The 15,716-nt window shown below is 70.6% G+C and carries 14 protein-coding genes; 6 read left to right on the forward strand and 8 right to left on the reverse strand.

The features are described from left to right. Positions 1-44 precede the first annotated feature (44 nt). The 7 genes from EES43_RS24300 to zapE form a co-directional block, all read right to left on the reverse strand. Entirely contained in the window at positions 45-911 is an 867-nt protein-coding gene (locus EES43_RS24300) for a polysaccharide deacetylase family protein (RefSeq protein ID WP_241192523.1), read from the reverse strand. Positions 912-1,032: 121 nt separating this feature from the next. Further along, a complete protein-coding gene (locus EES43_RS24305; protein ID WP_124270692.1) occupies positions 1,033-2,364 on the reverse strand; it encodes an MFS transporter in 1,332 nt (443 codons plus the stop codon). A 221-nt stretch (positions 2,365-2,585) separates the two neighbouring features. Further along, on the reverse strand, positions 2,586-3,041 hold the full coding sequence (locus EES43_RS24310) for an RpiB/LacA/LacB family sugar-phosphate isomerase (RefSeq protein WP_124270693.1): 456 nt from the start codon (positions 3,039-3,041) through the stop codon (positions 2,586-2,588). Positions 3,042-3,126: 85 nt separating this feature from the next. Beyond that, positions 3,127-4,158 (reverse strand): LacI family DNA-binding transcriptional regulator, encoded by a 1,032-nt coding sequence (locus EES43_RS24315; RefSeq protein WP_164493240.1) that lies wholly within the window; start codon positions 4,156-4,158, stop codon positions 3,127-3,129. Between the two features lie 329 nt (positions 4,159-4,487). Continuing rightward, a complete protein-coding gene (locus tag EES43_RS24320) occupies positions 4,488-5,861 on the reverse strand; it encodes an alkaline phosphatase PhoX (protein ID WP_124270695.1) in 1,374 nt (457 codons plus the stop codon). Positions 5,862-6,044: 183 nt separating this feature from the next. Beyond that, positions 6,045-6,470, reverse strand: a complete 426-nt coding sequence (locus tag EES43_RS24325; RefSeq protein ID WP_124270696.1) for an OsmC family protein — start codon at positions 6,468-6,470, stop codon at positions 6,045-6,047. Between the two features lie 158 nt (positions 6,471-6,628). Further along, entirely contained in the window at positions 6,629-7,723 is a 1,095-nt protein-coding gene (gene zapE / locus EES43_RS24330) for a cell division protein ZapE (protein ID WP_124270697.1), read from the reverse strand. Positions 7,724-7,760: 37 nt separating this feature from the next. Between zapE and EES43_RS24335 the strand changes: the two genes are divergently transcribed. The 5 genes from EES43_RS24335 (at position 7,761) to msrB (ending at position 12,660) form a co-directional block, all read left to right on the forward strand. Next, positions 7,761-8,549 (forward strand): pyrimidine reductase family protein, encoded by a 789-nt coding sequence (locus tag EES43_RS24335; RefSeq protein ID WP_124270698.1) that lies wholly within the window; start codon positions 7,761-7,763, stop codon positions 8,547-8,549. Between the two features lie 164 nt (positions 8,550-8,713). Further along, positions 8,714-9,166, forward strand: coding sequence for an indole-3-glycerol phosphate synthase (locus EES43_RS24340; protein ID WP_206430114.1), 453 nt, complete (start codon positions 8,714-8,716; stop codon positions 9,164-9,166). A 70-nt stretch (positions 9,167-9,236) separates the two neighbouring features. Beyond that, complete coding sequence (gene murC, locus EES43_RS24345) at positions 9,237-10,631, forward strand: UDP-N-acetylmuramate--L-alanine ligase (protein ID WP_124270700.1); 1,395 nt, start codon at positions 9,237-9,239, stop codon at positions 10,629-10,631. Positions 10,632-10,792: 161 nt separating this feature from the next. Beyond that, a complete protein-coding gene (locus EES43_RS24350; RefSeq protein ID WP_124270701.1) occupies positions 10,793-11,968 on the forward strand; it encodes a hypothetical protein in 1,176 nt (391 codons plus the stop codon). Positions 11,969-12,249: 281 nt separating this feature from the next. Next, on the forward strand, positions 12,250-12,660 hold the full coding sequence (msrB, locus tag EES43_RS24355; RefSeq protein ID WP_124270702.1) for a peptide-methionine (R)-S-oxide reductase MsrB: 411 nt from the start codon (positions 12,250-12,252) through the stop codon (positions 12,658-12,660). A 9-nt stretch (positions 12,661-12,669) separates the two neighbouring features. Here the strand turns inward: msrB and EES43_RS24360 are convergent, their stop codons facing one another. Continuing rightward, the gene (locus EES43_RS24360; RefSeq protein WP_241192726.1) at positions 12,670-14,202 is read right to left on the reverse strand and encodes a CocE/NonD family hydrolase; all 1,533 of its coding nucleotides are present in this window, start codon (positions 14,200-14,202) and stop codon (positions 12,670-12,672) included. A gap of 234 nt (positions 14,203-14,436) precedes the next feature. On the opposite strand from EES43_RS24360, the gene EES43_RS24365 reads away from it, so the two are divergent. Continuing rightward, complete coding sequence (locus EES43_RS24365) at positions 14,437-15,102, forward strand: TetR/AcrR family transcriptional regulator (protein WP_164493242.1); 666 nt, start codon at positions 14,437-14,439, stop codon at positions 15,100-15,102. Positions 15,103-15,716: the final 614 nt, after the last annotated feature.

Below are 15,716 nucleotides of genomic sequence, written 5' to 3' on the forward strand. Positions count from 1 at the left end.
ACGGCGGGCGGCCCCGCCCGTTCGGCGTTCCGTCCGCCGTCGTCTCAGCCCTCCATCAGCTCCGAGACCTTCACGAAGCGGTAGCCGCGCTTCCGCAGCTCGGGGACGATGGTGCGCACCGCCTCCCCGGTCGTCGGGGCCGCGCTGCGCGTGCAGTGCATCACGACGAGCGAACCGGGCTTCACCCCGTCCAGCACCTGCCGCGCCACCGCGTCCGCGTCCGTGGCGAACGCGTCGCCGCTCACCACGTCCCACTGCACCGCCGTCACCTTCGCCGGGGCCAGCGCGCGCAGGGCGGCGTCGTCGTAGCAGCCGCCCGGGAACCGGAAGTACGGCACCACGTTGCGCGCGCCCGCCGTCCGGAACGCGGTGAACGCCCGCGCCAGCTCGCCCGCCATGTCGGCCCCGGCGACCTCCGGCAGCCCGTAGCAGGGGGAGCTGAAGGCGTAGTGGCTGTAGGAGTGGTTGGCGATCTCGAACAGCGGGTCCGTGCCGATGCGCTTCGCCTGGGCCGGGTACTCCTCGGCCCAGCGTCCCGTCATGAAGACGGTCGAGGGGACCTTCAGCCGCCGCAGCAGCGCGATCAGCTCCGGGTTGTCGAAGCGCTCGCCCGAGGCCGCCCTCGGGCCCTGGTCGGCGGTCATGTCGGCGTCGAAGGTGAGCGCCACGACCTTGTCCGCCGCCTTCCCGGCCGGGCCGCCGGCCGCCGCCCGCCGTTCGAAGACCGGGACGCGGCCCGCCGGGCCGGGCGCCATGGTGGGGGGCTTGCGGACGGCGGGGGACGCCGGGGAGGCGGGGGAGGGCGAGGCCGGGGCCGTCTCGGCGCGGGGACCGGCCGGGCTTCCGCACCCGACCAGCACACCGCTCAGCAGTGCTCCCGCCACCGCCCCTGTCAGCGCTGAGATAGTCATTTTCCGTGCTGATCTGATCATTCACGGAAAATATCGGACATTACGTCAGGGGGCGACCGGCAAATGGATCAATTGGGGACGACCTGTGGGCGGGGCCTGATGGTGTGAAGCCGACACGCCGTCAGGAGCGGCGCTGCTCTTCGGCCACGAGCGCGAGCACGCGCTCGCGCTCCGCGCGGCCCCAGGTCTCCTTGGTGGCGAGGATGCCGACGAGGCCGACGATCGCGGCCCCGAGGTAGAGCAGTGCGGCGCCGGGCCAGCCGAAGGCTCCGACGAGGGCGGCGGCGAGCAGGGGTGCGAAGCCGCCGACGGCTGCCGCGACCTGGTAGCCGAGCGAGGCTCCGGAGGTGCGCGTGGCGGTGCGGAACTGCTCGGTGAGCAGGGAGCCCTGCACTCCGGTGAAGGAGGCGTGGACGACTCCGATCCCGATGACGAACACGGCGATGACCAGGGCCGGTTGAGCGGTGTTGGTGAGCAGGTACATCGGGAACGCGAACAGGATGGCTGCCGTGCAGGCCGCGATGTAGAGGGGGCGGCGGCCGATGCGGTCGGTGAGCGAACCGGCCAGGAAGGTGACCGCGATGGCCAGGATGCTGGCGGCCGTGATCGCGCCGAGGGCCACGGGCCGCAGGTCCGGGTGGCGTTCGGTGATGTAGCTGAGCAGGTAGGTCGCGGTGGAGTAGTAGGCGAACGATTCGACGACGCGCAGGGCGATGACCCGCAGAATGCTCTGCCAGTCGTCCCGAAGGGTTGCGAGGAAAGGATTCTTCTCGGTCGTGCCGCTGGCCTGGGCCTCCTGGAACTCAGGGGATTCGGAGAGCCGGGAGCGCACGATCAGCGCGACGATGACCAGAACGGCGCTGAGCAGGAACGGAGTCCGCCACTGCCAGTCGCCGCTGAGCGTGGCGCTCCAGGCGAACACACCGCTGGCGAGGGCGATTCCCAGAGGGTTGCCGGACTGCGGGATCGCCGCGAACATGCCGCGGCGGTGCCAGGGCGCGTGTTCGTAGGCCATGGTGATGGCCCCGCCCCATTCCGCGCCGAAGGCCAGGCCCTGGACCATGCGGATCAGCACGAGCAGGACCGGCGCGAGCACACCGACCTGCTCGTACGTCGGGAGCACGCCGATGAGGAACGTGGCCGCGCCCATCACGATCATGGCGGCGACCAGGACGGGCTTGCGGCCGAGCTTGTCGGCGAAGTAACCGCCGATCGCGCCGCCGAGCGGACGCATCACGAAGCCGACCGCGAGGGTGGCGAACGACAGGAGCGTGCCGACGAAACGGTCGCTCTCGGGGAAGAAGACGGCCCCGAAGTAGAGCGCGGAAGCGGTTCCGTAGGCTATGAAGTCGTAGTTCTCGACGCTGGTGCCGACGGCTGCGGCGATCGCGGTCTTCACGCGGTCCTTGGTGCCGAGCACGCTTGGCTGTCCGGCGATGGTGCTGGTCGACATGGGTTGCTCCTTGCGGGGGTGCGCCGGATCGGCGTGCGCGGGGTGCGGAGTGGCCGGGCCTGAGCGGGTCCCTTGGCGATGAGGTGTTTCCGGGTGCTTCCGGATCTGCTTCCGGGTCTGTTTCCGGGTCTGACGAGGTGGCGCGGGGGAGGCGTTCGGGCGGGTCGCCCGCAGCCGCGCGGCGCGGCTGCGGGCGAGTTCCGGTCCTGCTCCCCGGTGTGTCAGGTCTTCGGGGTCAGGCTGTCGAGCGCGTTGAGCTTGGCGACCCTGCGGCGGGTGTCCTCGTCGTCGTCGAAGGTGGCGGCCAGGAACTCGCGGACGATGTCGGGCACCAGGGCGTGCGGGACGAGCCAGGCGCCCATGGCGATGGCGTTGGCGTCGTCGTGTTCGACGGCCTGGTGGGCGGAGTACGGCTCGTGGGCCAGGCCGCAGCGGATGCCTGGCAGCTTGTTGGCGGCCATGACGGCGCCCTGACCGGTACCGCAGACGAGCACGGCCCGATCCGCCGTGCCGGAGAGCACCGGGTCGCAGGTGGCCCGGGTGATGTCGGGGAAGTCGACGGGATCGGAGCCGTGAGTGCCGCAGTCGACGACCTCGTGTCCGAGGTCCTCTATGGTCCGGCGTACGGCCTCCTTGAGCGGATACCCGGCGTGGTCTGCTCCGAGGGCGATCTTCATCTGCTGGTCCTTACGTGGCGAGCGGGGCCGGGATCGGCCCGGTGGGATGGGGGAGGGAGGCCGCGCCGCTCGGCGGCGAGTGTGCTCATCCGGTTTCGCGTCCGGTTTCTCGTCCGGCTTCGCGTCCGGTGTCCCGGCCGGAGCGGTCGACGAAGGAAGTGGCGACGCGCTGCCCGGTCGCGGGACGCCCGGCGAGGAGGTCGACGATCCCGCGCACACCGAGGCGGCCGATCGAGGAGGCGTCGTTGCGCACCGCGCTGATGGGCGGTGAGGCGAAAGCGAACCAGTCCAGGTCGTCGAAGGAGACGACCTCGATACGGGCGGCCTCCTCCGCGCCGAGCCGTTCGCGCAGCGCGCGCACGATTCCGAGGGTGGTCAGTCCGTTCGCGCCGAAGACGGCCGTGAAGGGGACGCCCCGGTCGATGACGCGGCCCATCGCCTCGGCCGCGCCGCCGGCCAGGAAGTCACCGGCGTCGAGCAGCCGGTCGTCGGTGCTGATCCCGTGCTCCTCGCGCCCGGCGAGGTAGGCGGCCCGGCGTTCGGCTCCGGTGGAGATCGTGTCCGGGCCGCCGATGAACGCCACGTCGCGGTGGCCGCGCTGCCGCAGCCAGGCCAGGACGTGTCCGACGCCCTGCGCGTTGTCGGTGCCGTACAGCGGTGCGTCGACGCCCTCGACCGTTCGGTTGAGGAGGACGAGCGGAAGCCGGGAGGCCAGCGTGGCGGCGAGCTGGGAGGAGAGCGTTCCCTGCGGGGAGAGCAGCAGGCCGTCGATGCGTTGCGAGGCGAAGGTCCGCAGGTAGGCGTCGGCCTGTTCGGCGTCCTCGTTCGCGTTGGCCAGCAGCACGGTGTAGCCGTGGCGGCGGGCCTCCTGCTCGGCGGCGTGCGCGAGTTCGGAGAAGAACGGGTTGCGGATGTCCGAGACGAGCAGCCCCAGCACGTCGGTGCGGGAGCGCCGCAGCGATCGCGCGGGCCCGTGGGCGATGTAGCCCAGCTCGGCCGCGGCGGCGAGGACGCGGGACCGGGAGTCGGCCGAGGTCTGGCTGCTGCCGCTGAGCACCCGGGACGCGGTGCCCAGCGAGACTCCGGCGCGCGCCGCGACGTCCTTGATCGTGACCACTCCGGCCCACTTCCTTGTGGAAACGTTTCCATGATGCATCCGGTCATGGAAACGTTTCCATGGCGGGGATGACTTCAAGATGGCATACGGAACCGGACGCGGGCAAGACCCTGTCCGCACTTCGAGGCGACGCCGCACGAAGCGACGAGGCCGCGAGGCCACAGGGTCACCGGAGCCCTCGGCGCAACCGAGCGCTACCGCAGCGCCCGGGAACGGGGCCGTCAGCGGAACGGGCCCGTCTGCGAAACGGGGCCGTCAGCGGAACGGGCCCGCCACCGTCACCGGAGCGGGCCCGTCAGCGGCGCGGGCAGGTCAGCAGTGCGGGCCCGTCAGCAGAAGGGCCCCGTCACCGCGAACGTCGTCCCCGGCGTGTAGCAGTTCACGAACATCGTCGAACCGTCCGGCGAGAACGTCACGCCCGCGAACTCGCCCCACTCCGGCTCCTCGGGCGTCCCGATGTTCTGCCGCCCGCGCGCCATCGCGTACACCTCGCCGCGCCGGGTCACCCCGAAAACGTGCTGCGCGCCGCCGCCGTCCTCGCAGACCATCAGCCCGCCGTCGGCCGCCAGGCAGATGTTGTCCGGGGACTCGCCGGGCAGTTGGACGTCGGTGTCCGGGCCGAAGACGACGACCAGCGTGAGCCGCCGCCGCTTCGGCTCGTAGCGCCAGACCTGGCCGTAGTGGTCGGCCGCCGAGCCCGCGGCGCTGCGCGCGAAGCTGGAGACGAAGTAGACGCACGAGCCGCCCCAGTAGCAGCCCTCCAGCTTCTGCGCGTGGGTGATGCCCTTCGGGCCGAAGTCCTGGAGCCGGATGGGTGTTTCGGCGGCCAGCGGGTCGGGAACGGGCACCCACTCCACCCGGTCGAAGCTCGCACCGGTCTCCTGGACGACGGACAGGTCCGGCACTCCCGGCACCCGCATCGCCTCCAGCGCGCCGCCGGCCCGCAGCGAACCGGTGCCGCCGAGCGGCTTCTCCGGCAGGAAGCGGTAGAAGAGGCCGAACGGTCTGTCGAACGCGTCCTCCGTCTCGTACACGATCCCGCTCTTCGGGTCGACGGCGATCGCCTCGTGCTGGAAGCGGCCCATCGCGGTGAGCGGCACGGCCCCCGTGCGGCGCGGATCGGCCCCGTCCACCTCGAAGATGAAGCCGTGGTCCTTGGTGTACCCGTTGGTCCCGGCCCGGTCCTCGGTCTCCTCGCAGGTCAGCCAGGTACGCCAAGGGGTGGGGCCGCCCGCGCAGTTGACCGCCGTACCGGCGATGGCGACGTGCTCGCCCAGGACCCTGTTGCGGCCGTCCAGCTCCAGGGCCGTACAGCCGCCCTTGCCCATCGGGTCGTAGGTCAGGCCCGCCACCGTCGGGACGGCGATGTCGGCGGTGACCCGGTTCTCGTGGTTGCGGACGAGGTGCACCCGGCCCTGGCGGGCCGCGAAGGCGGCCATGCCGTCATGGTTGCTGGGCACCCGGCCCTCGCCGGAGCGCAGCGCGTCGCCCTCCCGGGAGAGCACCCGGTAGCGGAACCCCTTCGGCAGGTCGAGCAGGCCGTCCGGATCGGCGACCAGGGGACCGTAGCCGCTGTGGCCGCGGGCGGCGGCGGTGCCCGCGAAGAGTTCGGAGAAGGTCCCGGTGAAGGCGATCGCGGCAGCCGCGCCGCCGCCTGCCAGGACTTGTCGGCGGGTCGCGAGGTGTCGAGGTGCGGTGGACATGAGGCAACTCCCTGCTGGCGGACAGGTGAAGTGACCCGCATGTGTGTAGCACGCACAGAGGCTCGTGGGAACCATGTGCGCCTCTGTGGCCGGTGATGTCCCCCGAAGCGGCCGATACGGGCCCGGACCCTTCCGCCGCGCGCCGGAACCGGGCCGCGCGGGCCCGGCTCCGGCCGTGCGCGGTCAGGCCAACGAGGCCGACAGCGTGATGGTGGTGCCGGTCAGAGCCTGGCTCACCGGGCAGTTCGCCTTGGCGTCCTCGGCCGCCTTCACGAAGCCCGCCTCGTCGAGGCCGGGGACCTCGCCCTGGACCGTGAGGTGGATGCCGGTGATGCCGGTGCCGGGCTGGAACGTCACCTCGGCCTGGGTGTTCAGCCGGGTCGGCGGGGTGCCGGCGGTGGCCAGCCCGTTGGAGAGCGCCATCGAGAAGCAGCTGGAGTGGGCGGCGGCGATCAGCTCCTCCGGGCTGGTCTTCCCGTTCGCCTTCTCCGAGCGGGACGGCCAGGACACCTCGTACTCGCCGATGCCGGAGGAGTCGAGGGTGACGACCCCCTTGCCCTCGATGAGGTTGCCTTCCCAGACCGTGTGCGCCTGACGCGTGGTAGCCATGCTGGATCGATCCCTTTCAAACGGTGGACGCGGTTTCGTACGGGAGATGCGCGGTCGTACGAGGTGAGCGGACGTACGAAGTGAGGGACGTACGGACGCGCGGTCGTACGGAAGACCCCGGGACGCCCGCGAGCGGACGCCCGGTGCCACCCCCGAACCTACTGCGCCACCAGGCCCTTCGCGTCACGCGCCAGCGCCGTCAGCCGCGAGATCGCCCGGAAGTACTTCTTCCGGTACCCGCCGTTCAGCATCTCGTCGCTGAACAGCCGGTCGAAGGGCAGCCCGGACGCCAGCACCGGCACCTCGCGGTCGTACAGGCGGTCGGCCAGCACCACCAGGCGCAGGGCCGTGGACTGGTCGGGCACGGCCCGCACGTCGGTCAGGCAGACGGCCGCGATCTCGTCCGTCAGCGCCCCGTACCGGCTCGGATGGACCCGCGACAGGTGGTCCAGCAGGGCGGGGAAGTCGTCCAGGGACGCGCCCGGCGTGGCGTACGCGGCCCGGGTGACCTGCTCGTCGCCGTACGGCGGCGGGGCCTCGGGCAGCCCGCGGTGCCGGTAGTCCTCGCCGTCGATGCGCAGCGGCTTGAAGTGCGCCGACAGGCCCTGGATCTCGCGCAGGAAGTCGGCGGCGGCGAACCGGCCCTCGCCGAGCTTGCCGGGCAGCGTGTTGGAGGTCGCGGCCAGCGCCACGCCCGCCTCCACCAGCCTGCTGAGCAGCGAGGACACCAGCACGGTGTCACCCGGGTCGTCCAATTCGAACTCGTCGATGCACAGCAGCCGGTGCCCGCCGAGCGTCTGCACGGTCTGCTGGAAGCCCAGCGCGCCGACCAGGTTCGTCAGCTCGACGAACGTGCCGAACGCCTTGAGCGGGGGTTCGGCGGGCGTGGCGTGCCAGAGCGAGGCGAGCAGGTGAGTCTTGCCGACGCCGTAGCCGCCGTCCAGGTAGACGCCGCGCGGCCCGGCGGGCGCGGCGGGTCGGCGTCCGCCGAACCACCTGCGCCGGCCGGAGCCGGAGGCGTGCGACCCGCCGAGCCCGGCGGCGAACCCGGAGAGCACGCTCACGGCCTCGGTCTGGCTCGGCTGATTCGGGTCGGGGACGTACGTGTCGAAGCGCACCGAGTCGAAGCGCGGCGGCGGCACCATCTCGGCGACCAGGCGGTCGGCGGGGACGTGCGGCTCGCGGGCGCACAGAGACAACGGAACCGTTTCGGCACGGGGGCTCGGCCCCGGAACGGCGGTGGATGACGACACAACTCTCCACCCTAAGGCCCGTGCCAGACTGCCACCCATGCGAAGCCTGTTCCCTGTGACGGACCTGACAACGACCGCCCCCGGACCCTCGCCGCTCACCGACCGCGAATGGACCCTGGACGAGCTGGCCGACGCGTACGCCTATCCGGCCGCCGGCGGCCCCTGGCTGCGCGCCAACATGGTCTCCACGCTCGACGGGGCCGCCCAGCACGACGGCCGCTCGCAGGGCATCTCCTGCGCCTCCGACATGCGGATCTTCGGCACCCTGCGCGCCCTGGCCGACGTGGTCATCGCCGGGGCGGAGACCGTACGCCTGGAGGGGTACCGGCCGGCGCGGGCCCGGGAGGCGTTCGCCGCGCGGCGCGCGGCGGCCGGCCAGGGGCCCGCGCCCGCCGTCGCCGTGGTCAGCGGCTCCCTGGACCTGGACTTCTCGCTGCCGCTGTTCACCGAGCCGCTGGTGCCGACTCTGGTGGTGACCGGCGCCGGGGCCCCGCCGGAGCGGATCGCCGCCGCCCGCGCGGCGGGCGCGGACGTGGTGATCGCGGGGGAGGGCGGACGGGTGGATCCGGCCCGCGCGGTGCGCGAGCTGGCCGACCGCGGACTGACCCGGCTGCTCACGGAGGGCGGGCCCCGGCTGCTCGGCCAGTTCGTGGCGGCGGGCGTGCTGGACGAGCTGTGCCTGACCCTCTCGCCGACGCTCACCGCGGGTGACGCCCAGCGGATCGCGGGCGGTCCCGGGGTACCGCTGCCGGAACGTTTCTCCCTGGTCTCCCTGCTGGAGGAGGCCGGGTTCCTGTTCACTCGGTACCGTCGTACGGACACTTAGCGGAATTTCCCGTTCCGGTTAGCTCCGGATGGGCACACTTACCTCTGCGGACCCGTGGAAGCACGGGGAAGGATGGTTTCAGCAGACGAACCGTCGACCGGCCGAGCCGGACGGTCGACGAGAAGCAGAGCGGAAGGGCGCCTGTCGTGTTCACAAGCGTTTTGATGATCGAGAAGCCTCTCAGCCCGGAGGACGTGGACTTCGTCACGACCCTCCACGGCGAGGAGCGGATCTCGTTCGTCGTTCTGATGCAGCCGCGCGGTGACCAGGCCGACGTCCTGCTGCGCGCGATCGACGACGTGGCGATGGGAGAGCTGGCGGACGCGGTCCGCGAGGGCGACGAGCCCGAGGGCCGGGACGCCCGGGTGCCCGCCGAGGTCGGGCTGGAGTACTCGCTGCGCGTCCTGCGCCAGGCGGGCAGCGAAGCGGTCGGACAGGTGGTCGACGACCATCCTCTGGACCGGCTGGCGACCGTGGTCGAGGAGTCGGGGGCGGACGAGGTCATCGTGCTGACCGCCCCGCACTACGTCGAGGAGTTCTTCCACCGCGACTGGGCCTCCCGGGCCCGCCACAAGGTCGGCGTCCCGGTGCTCAAGCTCTTCGCGCACAGCGAATAGGCTGGCCTCGCGGTCCGGGTCGGCCCCCGGTCGCGGCCCGACTCGACACCCGCACCCGGAGGACTCACCGATGGCACCCGCTCTTCCCGCCGCCATGGAACGACCGCACTTCATCGGCATCGGCGGCGCCGGAATGTCGGGCATCGCGAAGATCCTCGCCCAGCGGGGCGCGAAGGTGGCGGGCAGCGACGCGAAGGAGTCCGCCACCGCCGAGTCGCTGCGCGCGCTGGGGGCGACCGTGCACATCGGGCACGCGGCGGCCCACCTGGCCGACGACGCGTCCTGCGTGGTCGTCTCCAGCGCGATCCGCGCCGACAACCCGGAGCTGCTGCGGGCCAACGAGCTGGCGGTCCCCGTGGTGCACCGCTCCGACGCGCTGGCCTCCCTGATGAACGGCTCGCGCGCCATCGCGGTGGCCGGCACCCACGGCAAGACCACCACCACGTCGATGCTGGCCGTCGCCCTGTCCTCACTGGGCCTGGCCCCCTCGTACGCCATCGGCGGCGACCTGGAGGGCCCCGGCACCAACGCCACGCACGGCACGGGAGAGATCTTCGTGGCGGAGGCGGACGAGAGCGACCGCAGCTTCCAGAAGTACGACCCCGAGGTCGCCATCGTCCTCAACGTCGAGCTGGACCACCACGCGAACTACGCCTCGATGGACGAGATCTACGACTCCTTCGAGACGTTCGTCGGCAAGGTCGTCCCCGGCGGCACGCTGGTGGTCTCCGCCGACCAGCCCGGCGCGGTCGAGCTGACGCGGCGGGTCCGCGACCTGGCGGACCTGAAGGTCGTCACCTACGGCGCGTCCGAGAACGCCGACGTCCGCGTCCACAAGGTCACCCCGCGCGGCCTGACCAGCGAGGTCACGGTCCTGCTCGGCGGCAGGTTCCTCACGTTCACGGTCTCCGTGCCGGGCAGCCACTACGCCCACAACGCGGTCGCCGCGCTGGCCGCGGGCGTCGCCCTCGGCATCCCGGCCCACAACCTCGCCTCCGCCCTCGGCAGCTACACCGGCGTCAAGCGCCGCCTCCAGCTCAAGGGCGAGGCGGCGGGGGTCCAGGTCATCGACTCCTACGCGCACCACCCGACCGAGATGACCGCCGACCTGGAGGCCATGCGCGGCGCGGCGGCCGACGCCCGCCTCCTGGTCGTCTTCCAGCCCCACCTGTTCTCCCGCACCCAGGAACTGGGCACGGAGATGGGCCAGGCCCTCGCCCTGGCGGACGCGTCCGTGGTCCTGGACATCTATCCGGCGCGCGAGGACCCGATCCCCGGCATCACCAGCGCCCTGATCATCGACGCCGCGAAGGCCGCCGGGGCCGATGTGACCGCCGTCCACGACCAGGACGCCGTCCCGGCCGCCGTCGCGGCGATGGCGATCCCCGGCGACCTCGTGCTCACCATGGGCGCGGGCGACGTCACCGACCTGGGCCCGCGCATCCTGGACCACCTGTCGAGCTGAGCGGTTCCGGGCAGGGCCCTTCGGCCCCCGGCTCCCGTGGCGGAAAGGGCAGACACTCGGGCAACTTCTTCGGCTCCGGACACCGGACGAACGGCCCTGCGCAGTGCGCTCCCCGTTTGTCAGTCTGGTCTCTCCTGACCATGGTGAAAAAGGAGTGACCTGTGGAAGCCACGTTGGCGAATCACATCAAGGAGGCCCTCAATACTTCCTTCGCACAGGGTGGGCACCCCCAGTACGCCGAATACTTCAGGCAGCACTACTACGACTTCCTGGAGGTCCAGGACCCCACGGGGGACGAGCTGCTTTCGTGGCTCGCCAACCACTGGGCGGCGGACCAGTTGGCTCACCTGGAGCAGTACGTCCGTGACCAGGGCGACGACGCCGAACTGATCGCCGGGGCCTTCTACGCCTTCGTCTTCCCTCCTGAGGAGGAACCGGCTCCGGCGGAGTTCGAGGAGCACCAGGCTCCCGAGGCGGAGACCGCCCCGGTGCCGGATACCTTCGAGCAGATCGTCGCCCGCGTGACCGCGGCGTCCGAATGGCTGCTCGTCGACGAGCAGCCGGTGGTGGAGGAGATCGTACGAAACGGGATGGCGGGCAAGCTGACCTCCTCGGACATCGAGGCCACGGCCCTGAAGTTCGTGACGTTCGCCCGGAACCTCCTCCAGGGAGCCGTGCAGAATGTGGGTGCCGCGCTGAACAACGCTGACATCAACACGCTCACCGGAGTGGCCAAGAGGAAGTACCAGGGGACGCTGACGGCGCAGCAGGTGCTCGAAGGTGACTTCGGTGTCAAGATGATCCTGGACGCTGCCCGGAAGCTCGCGGCCAAGCAGCAGGACAGGGAACGGATGGCCCAGGAGGACACCCTCGCCCAGATCTTCGGGGTGACGAACGACGAGCTCTCTCGGGGCTTCATCAGCATGGGCCACGACGAGTGGTACAGCGCCGGCGGCACCCCCGTCATCTGGACGCAGGGGCTGGGAGGCTGCCTGGGGATCTTCGCCAACGCCGGTGACAAGACCTACGGCTCTCACCTGATGCCGGCATTGAGCTTCAAGTCGGGCAACATAGCGGCGAAAGTCAGGGAAATCGTCGCCAGGAACACGCCGGCGACGGTGACCATCGTCAGTCCGTCCTCCGGTGTGGAATACGCGCAGCAGTTCGTCCGGGAGTTTCAAGGGGTGGGGGTCTCCGCGGCAAACATCACCACGGTGGTTGCCGACCGGGTTGCCATGAACCTGCGCACCAACCAAGTGGAGACGGTTTTCCGCGACCAGCCTGTCGGGGGCAAGGGAGCGGGGGGCGCCTTCCAGGACCTCCGGCGTTCGAAATAACGGCTTCGGCCTGACCCCGCGGCCGACGGGGACCGGGGCCGGCGACATGTGAGAGAACGACGTCGCCCGCCCCGCCCCGCCCCGCCCCGCCCCGGACCGGGCTTCGGGTCCGGCCCGGGGCCGAAGCCCCGCCGTCGCGTCGGCGGGGCTTCGCCATTCCCGCGCCGCCGCGCCGTCGCGGGAATGGCGGAGCCCCGCGATCCTGTTCCCCTCAGGGGAGCAGATCCGAGGTCACCGCCTCGGCCGCCCCCGGACCACCTGACGAGCTGAGGGAGCGAGCCGTGGCGTACGACGTCGAGAAGCCGGACGAGCAGTGGCGGGCCGAGCTGAGTCCCGCCGAGTACGCGGTGCTGCGCCAGGCCGGCACCGAGCCCGCCTTCGTGGGCGAGTACACCGACACCGAGACGGCGGGCGTCTACTCCTGCCGGGCCTGCGGCGCGGAGCTCTTCCGCTCCGACACGAAGTTCGCGTCGCACTGCGGCTGGCCGTCCTTCTACGACCCGAAGGAGACGGACGCCGTCGAGCTGATCGAGGACCGTACCCACGGCATGGTCCGCACCGAGGTGCGCTGCGCCCGGTGCGGCTCGCACCTGGGCCACGTCTTCGAGGGCGAGGGCTACCCGACCCCCACCGACCAGCGCTACTGCATCAACTCGATCTCCCTGACGCTCGCCCCCGACGAGAGCCGGTGACCTGAGTCGTCACGTGGGGATGACGGGGATCTCCAGGGCTGACGGCCGGTCGGGCGACCAGGTGATGACGGCCTTCCCCGATGTGGTCGGCAGGTAGTGAGTGGGGAAGTGCCCGAAGAACGGGTTGCGAGGTTGCGGATACCTGCCCGCCACCAGGAGCCGCAGACTGTCACCGGCACGGAACAGCGTGGCCGAGGAGCTCAGAGGGATGAGCACCTCGACTTCTTCGTCGTCCCGGACGGGCTGGAGGGTGCGGAACGTGTGCTCCGGCTGGTGCGGGGTGCTGAGAGCCGGGTCGAGTTCGCGGAGCGCGAGGCGCAGGCGGCCTTGTGCGACACAGTCGCGCCCGTATCCGTACGAGCCTTCGAAAGGCACCGGCGAGTCGCGTGACCATTTCTCGATTCCGACGAAGAGCCGAGGGTCCGGAGAGCCTGTGGTGGTCACGCGGAGCCGTAGGTTCATCGGCCCGCTGAGTTCGGTGTCCTCGCTGAATCGGTAGGAGAAGACGGCCGCGTCGCGACGCAGGTCGAATTCGACGCTTCCTGCATCGCTCTGTTTCTCGGCGAGGGTGCCGCCCTCGCCGAGAAACAGCTGACGCCAGTCCGTGCGCGCGAGTGGCCATTCCTCTTCGTTGCGAATCTCGACGATTTCGTCGCGTCGGTCCCTGACCTCCAGGCGCACGCGTGGCAGCGGAGGAACGTCCAGCCGGCGCAGATGCCGGTCGAAGAACGCGAGCTGGCTGCGCCTGGCGTCCTCTCCGTAGAAGGAGGCCCATTTGGGCCCGCGGTGCACATAGGCATGCCGTTCTTCCGACGTGACGCGCTGGAACGCGCGCATCGACCCCACGCTGTGGAGATTGTTGTCGGAGAAGCTGGTGCACACCAGAATCGGGACAGTGATTTTCGAAAGGTCGGGAGCGAGGGCTTCCCACCATGCGTCACGGACCGGGTGACGGAGTCGTTCGGCTGCGAGGTCGGTCTTCAGGCGGGCCACGCGGCCGGTGAGGAAAAGCCAGGCCCTTGCGAAACCGTTCTCGACGACACCGCCCGGGGTGAAGAAGTCGCGGTAGGCGTCGGTGAACCCTTCCCACGGACAGATCGCCTTCAGAGCGGGCGGATTGAGGGCGGCGACCTTGTACTGGGACAGTGCGAGGTACGACACGCCCAGCATTCCGACGCGCCCCGTGGACCACGGCTGCCCGGCGGCCCAGGCGATGACCTGCGAGATGTCGTCGGCTTCCTGGTCGGAGAGCAGATCGCCGCGCCCCTCCGAGTGGCCGCCGCCGCGGGTGTCGAGGTTGATGACGGCGTAGCCCTGCTGCGCCCACCAGACGGGGTCGGGCGCCTCCCAGCTGGTCTGGTCCGAGATCCGCAGCGGGGCCGACTGGTTCATGATCCGGAACTGCGGGTTGAGAGACCACCTGCCGCGCTTGCGTTTCGGTACTGAGTCCTTCCCGTACGGATGCGCCGACAGGAGGACCGGAAAGGGGCCCTCACCGGCGGGCCGGAACAGGTTCAGGCGGAGCGTCACCCCGTCCCGCATCAGCACCGGTACGTCCTCGTCCTTCGTGATGTCCGACGGCATCGCGTAGACGGCAACGGGCGGGCGCAGTGCCGTGCGGATGCGACGACGTGCATAGCCGACAGCGCCGGGACGTCGCCAGGGGCGGTCGAGTGTCTTCCTCGTCATAGCTGGCATAGTTCAGTCCTACCATGGTTTTTAGTGGCACTCCAGTGCACTTGATCGACGTTCCAGAGCATGCGGTACGCTGCTCCCATGACCGCAGATCGATCCGCCGAGGCGAAGCGCCGGAGCCGTCAGAAGACGGTGGGCGACGCCTTGCGTCGCGATACCCGCAACAGGCTGCTGGAGGCTGCGGAGGAGGAGTTCACCGCGCACGGCTATGCGAAGACGACGGTCACGGGACTGGCCGCCGCGGCCGGGGTTTCTGTCCAGACCCTCTACCTCGCCTGGGGAAGCAAACGAGAGCTCCTTCGCGGATACATGGAGACGGTCATCGCCGGGAGCGCCGTTTCACCTGAGGACGCGGTCATACGATTCGCCGGCCTGACGCCGTCCGAGCGAATCTCGGAACTCGCCGACCTCGTCGCGGAAATCGCCGAGCGCTCCGCAACCGGATGGCGCATCTACCGGGACGCCGCAGCCGTCGATCCGGAAATCGCCGCCGACTGGGACGAACTCCAGCTCCTGCGCCACCAGTTCATCAGTCGAGTGCTCGCCGACATCCCCGCAGCAGCACTGTTGCCCGGTGTCGCGCCCGGAAGCGCGATCGACACGGCCTGGGCGATCGCGAGTCCCGACAGCCATGACCTTCTGGTCCGCCGCCTCGGCTACACAACCGGAGAATTCCGCACATGGATGAGGAGAACCCTGGCCTCGGCCTTACTCGCCTCCTGCGGCACCGCCGACACCACGACGTGAGCGCAATGGTCGGCGGCAGGTTCCGGAACGAGGACGGCTGACGATTCCGGCGGTACGTCTCTTATGTCCACAGTGATTGCCGCGATAGCTGCTGTTGCAAGTGCGGCGGCAGATTGGGGCAAGTGGAACGAATACGGCTTGCCCTCTTGGCCAGCAGGTCAGACCCCTGGGCCACGAACCTCACGGTGACACCCCTACGCCCAGCGGTCCGCCGGCCGCAGGAGGTAGTCCGGACGGGGCCCGGAGCGTACGCTCCGGCCATGACCGGGTGTTGATCGTGGCTCAGATCGCAGCGGCTCGGCTTCACCTGTGTCGGACCAAGCCGGTTCCCGCCCGGCGCGCCAGGATGAGCGCCGTGAACGACCAGCTCGCCTACCGCCAGGCCCGCGACCTCCAGGGCGCGGCCTGTTCCACTCCCGCCGATCTGGAGCGCTACCTTGCCCAGAGCCGCGTGGGGGCCCAAAGCCTGTGCATGACGGTCTGGCCCAGGCCGTCATGCACACATACGCGGGCACGTTCCTCCTCGACCGGAGAACGGCCGAGCTGCCCCACCCGCAGGATGTGGTCGAGCGCAAATTCTCCGACGGCCTCATGTACGTCCCCGATCCGACGGA

This window comes from Streptomyces sp. ADI96-02, assembly GCF_003846185.1.
GTDB lineage: Bacteria > Actinomycetota > Actinomycetes > Streptomycetales > Streptomycetaceae > Streptomyces.

Coding starts and splice junctions, on each gene's coding strand:
- EES43_RS24360 (WP_241192726.1), bottom strand. CDS start 14,202: ATGCGGGACGGGGTGACGCTCCGCCTGAACCTGTTCCGGCCCGCCGGT.
- EES43_RS24335 (WP_124270698.1), top strand. CDS start 7,761: ATGCGAAGCCTGTTCCCTGTGACGGACCTGACAACGACCGCCCCCGGA.
- murC (WP_124270700.1), top strand. CDS start 9,237: ATGGCACCCGCTCTTCCCGCCGCCATGGAACGACCGCACTTCATCGGC.
- EES43_RS24310 (WP_124270693.1), bottom strand. CDS start 3,041: ATGAAGATCGCCCTCGGAGCAGACCACGCCGGGTATCCGCTCAAGGAG.
- EES43_RS24305 (WP_124270692.1), bottom strand. CDS start 2,364: ATGTCGACCAGCACCATCGCCGGACAGCCAAGCGTGCTCGGCACCAAG.
- EES43_RS24365 (WP_164493242.1), top strand. CDS start 14,437: ATGACCGCAGATCGATCCGCCGAGGCGAAGCGCCGGAGCCGTCAGAAG.
- EES43_RS24340 (WP_206430114.1), top strand. CDS start 8,714: ATGATCGAGAAGCCTCTCAGCCCGGAGGACGTGGACTTCGTCACGACC.
- EES43_RS24300 (WP_241192523.1), bottom strand. CDS start 911: ATGACTATCTCAGCGCTGACAGGGGCGGTGGCGGGAGCACTGCTGAGC.
- EES43_RS24320 (WP_124270695.1), bottom strand. CDS start 5,861: ATGTCCACCGCACCTCGACACCTCGCGACCCGCCGACAAGTCCTGGCA.
- EES43_RS24325 (WP_124270696.1), bottom strand. CDS start 6,470: ATGGCTACCACGCGTCAGGCGCACACGGTCTGGGAAGGCAACCTCATC.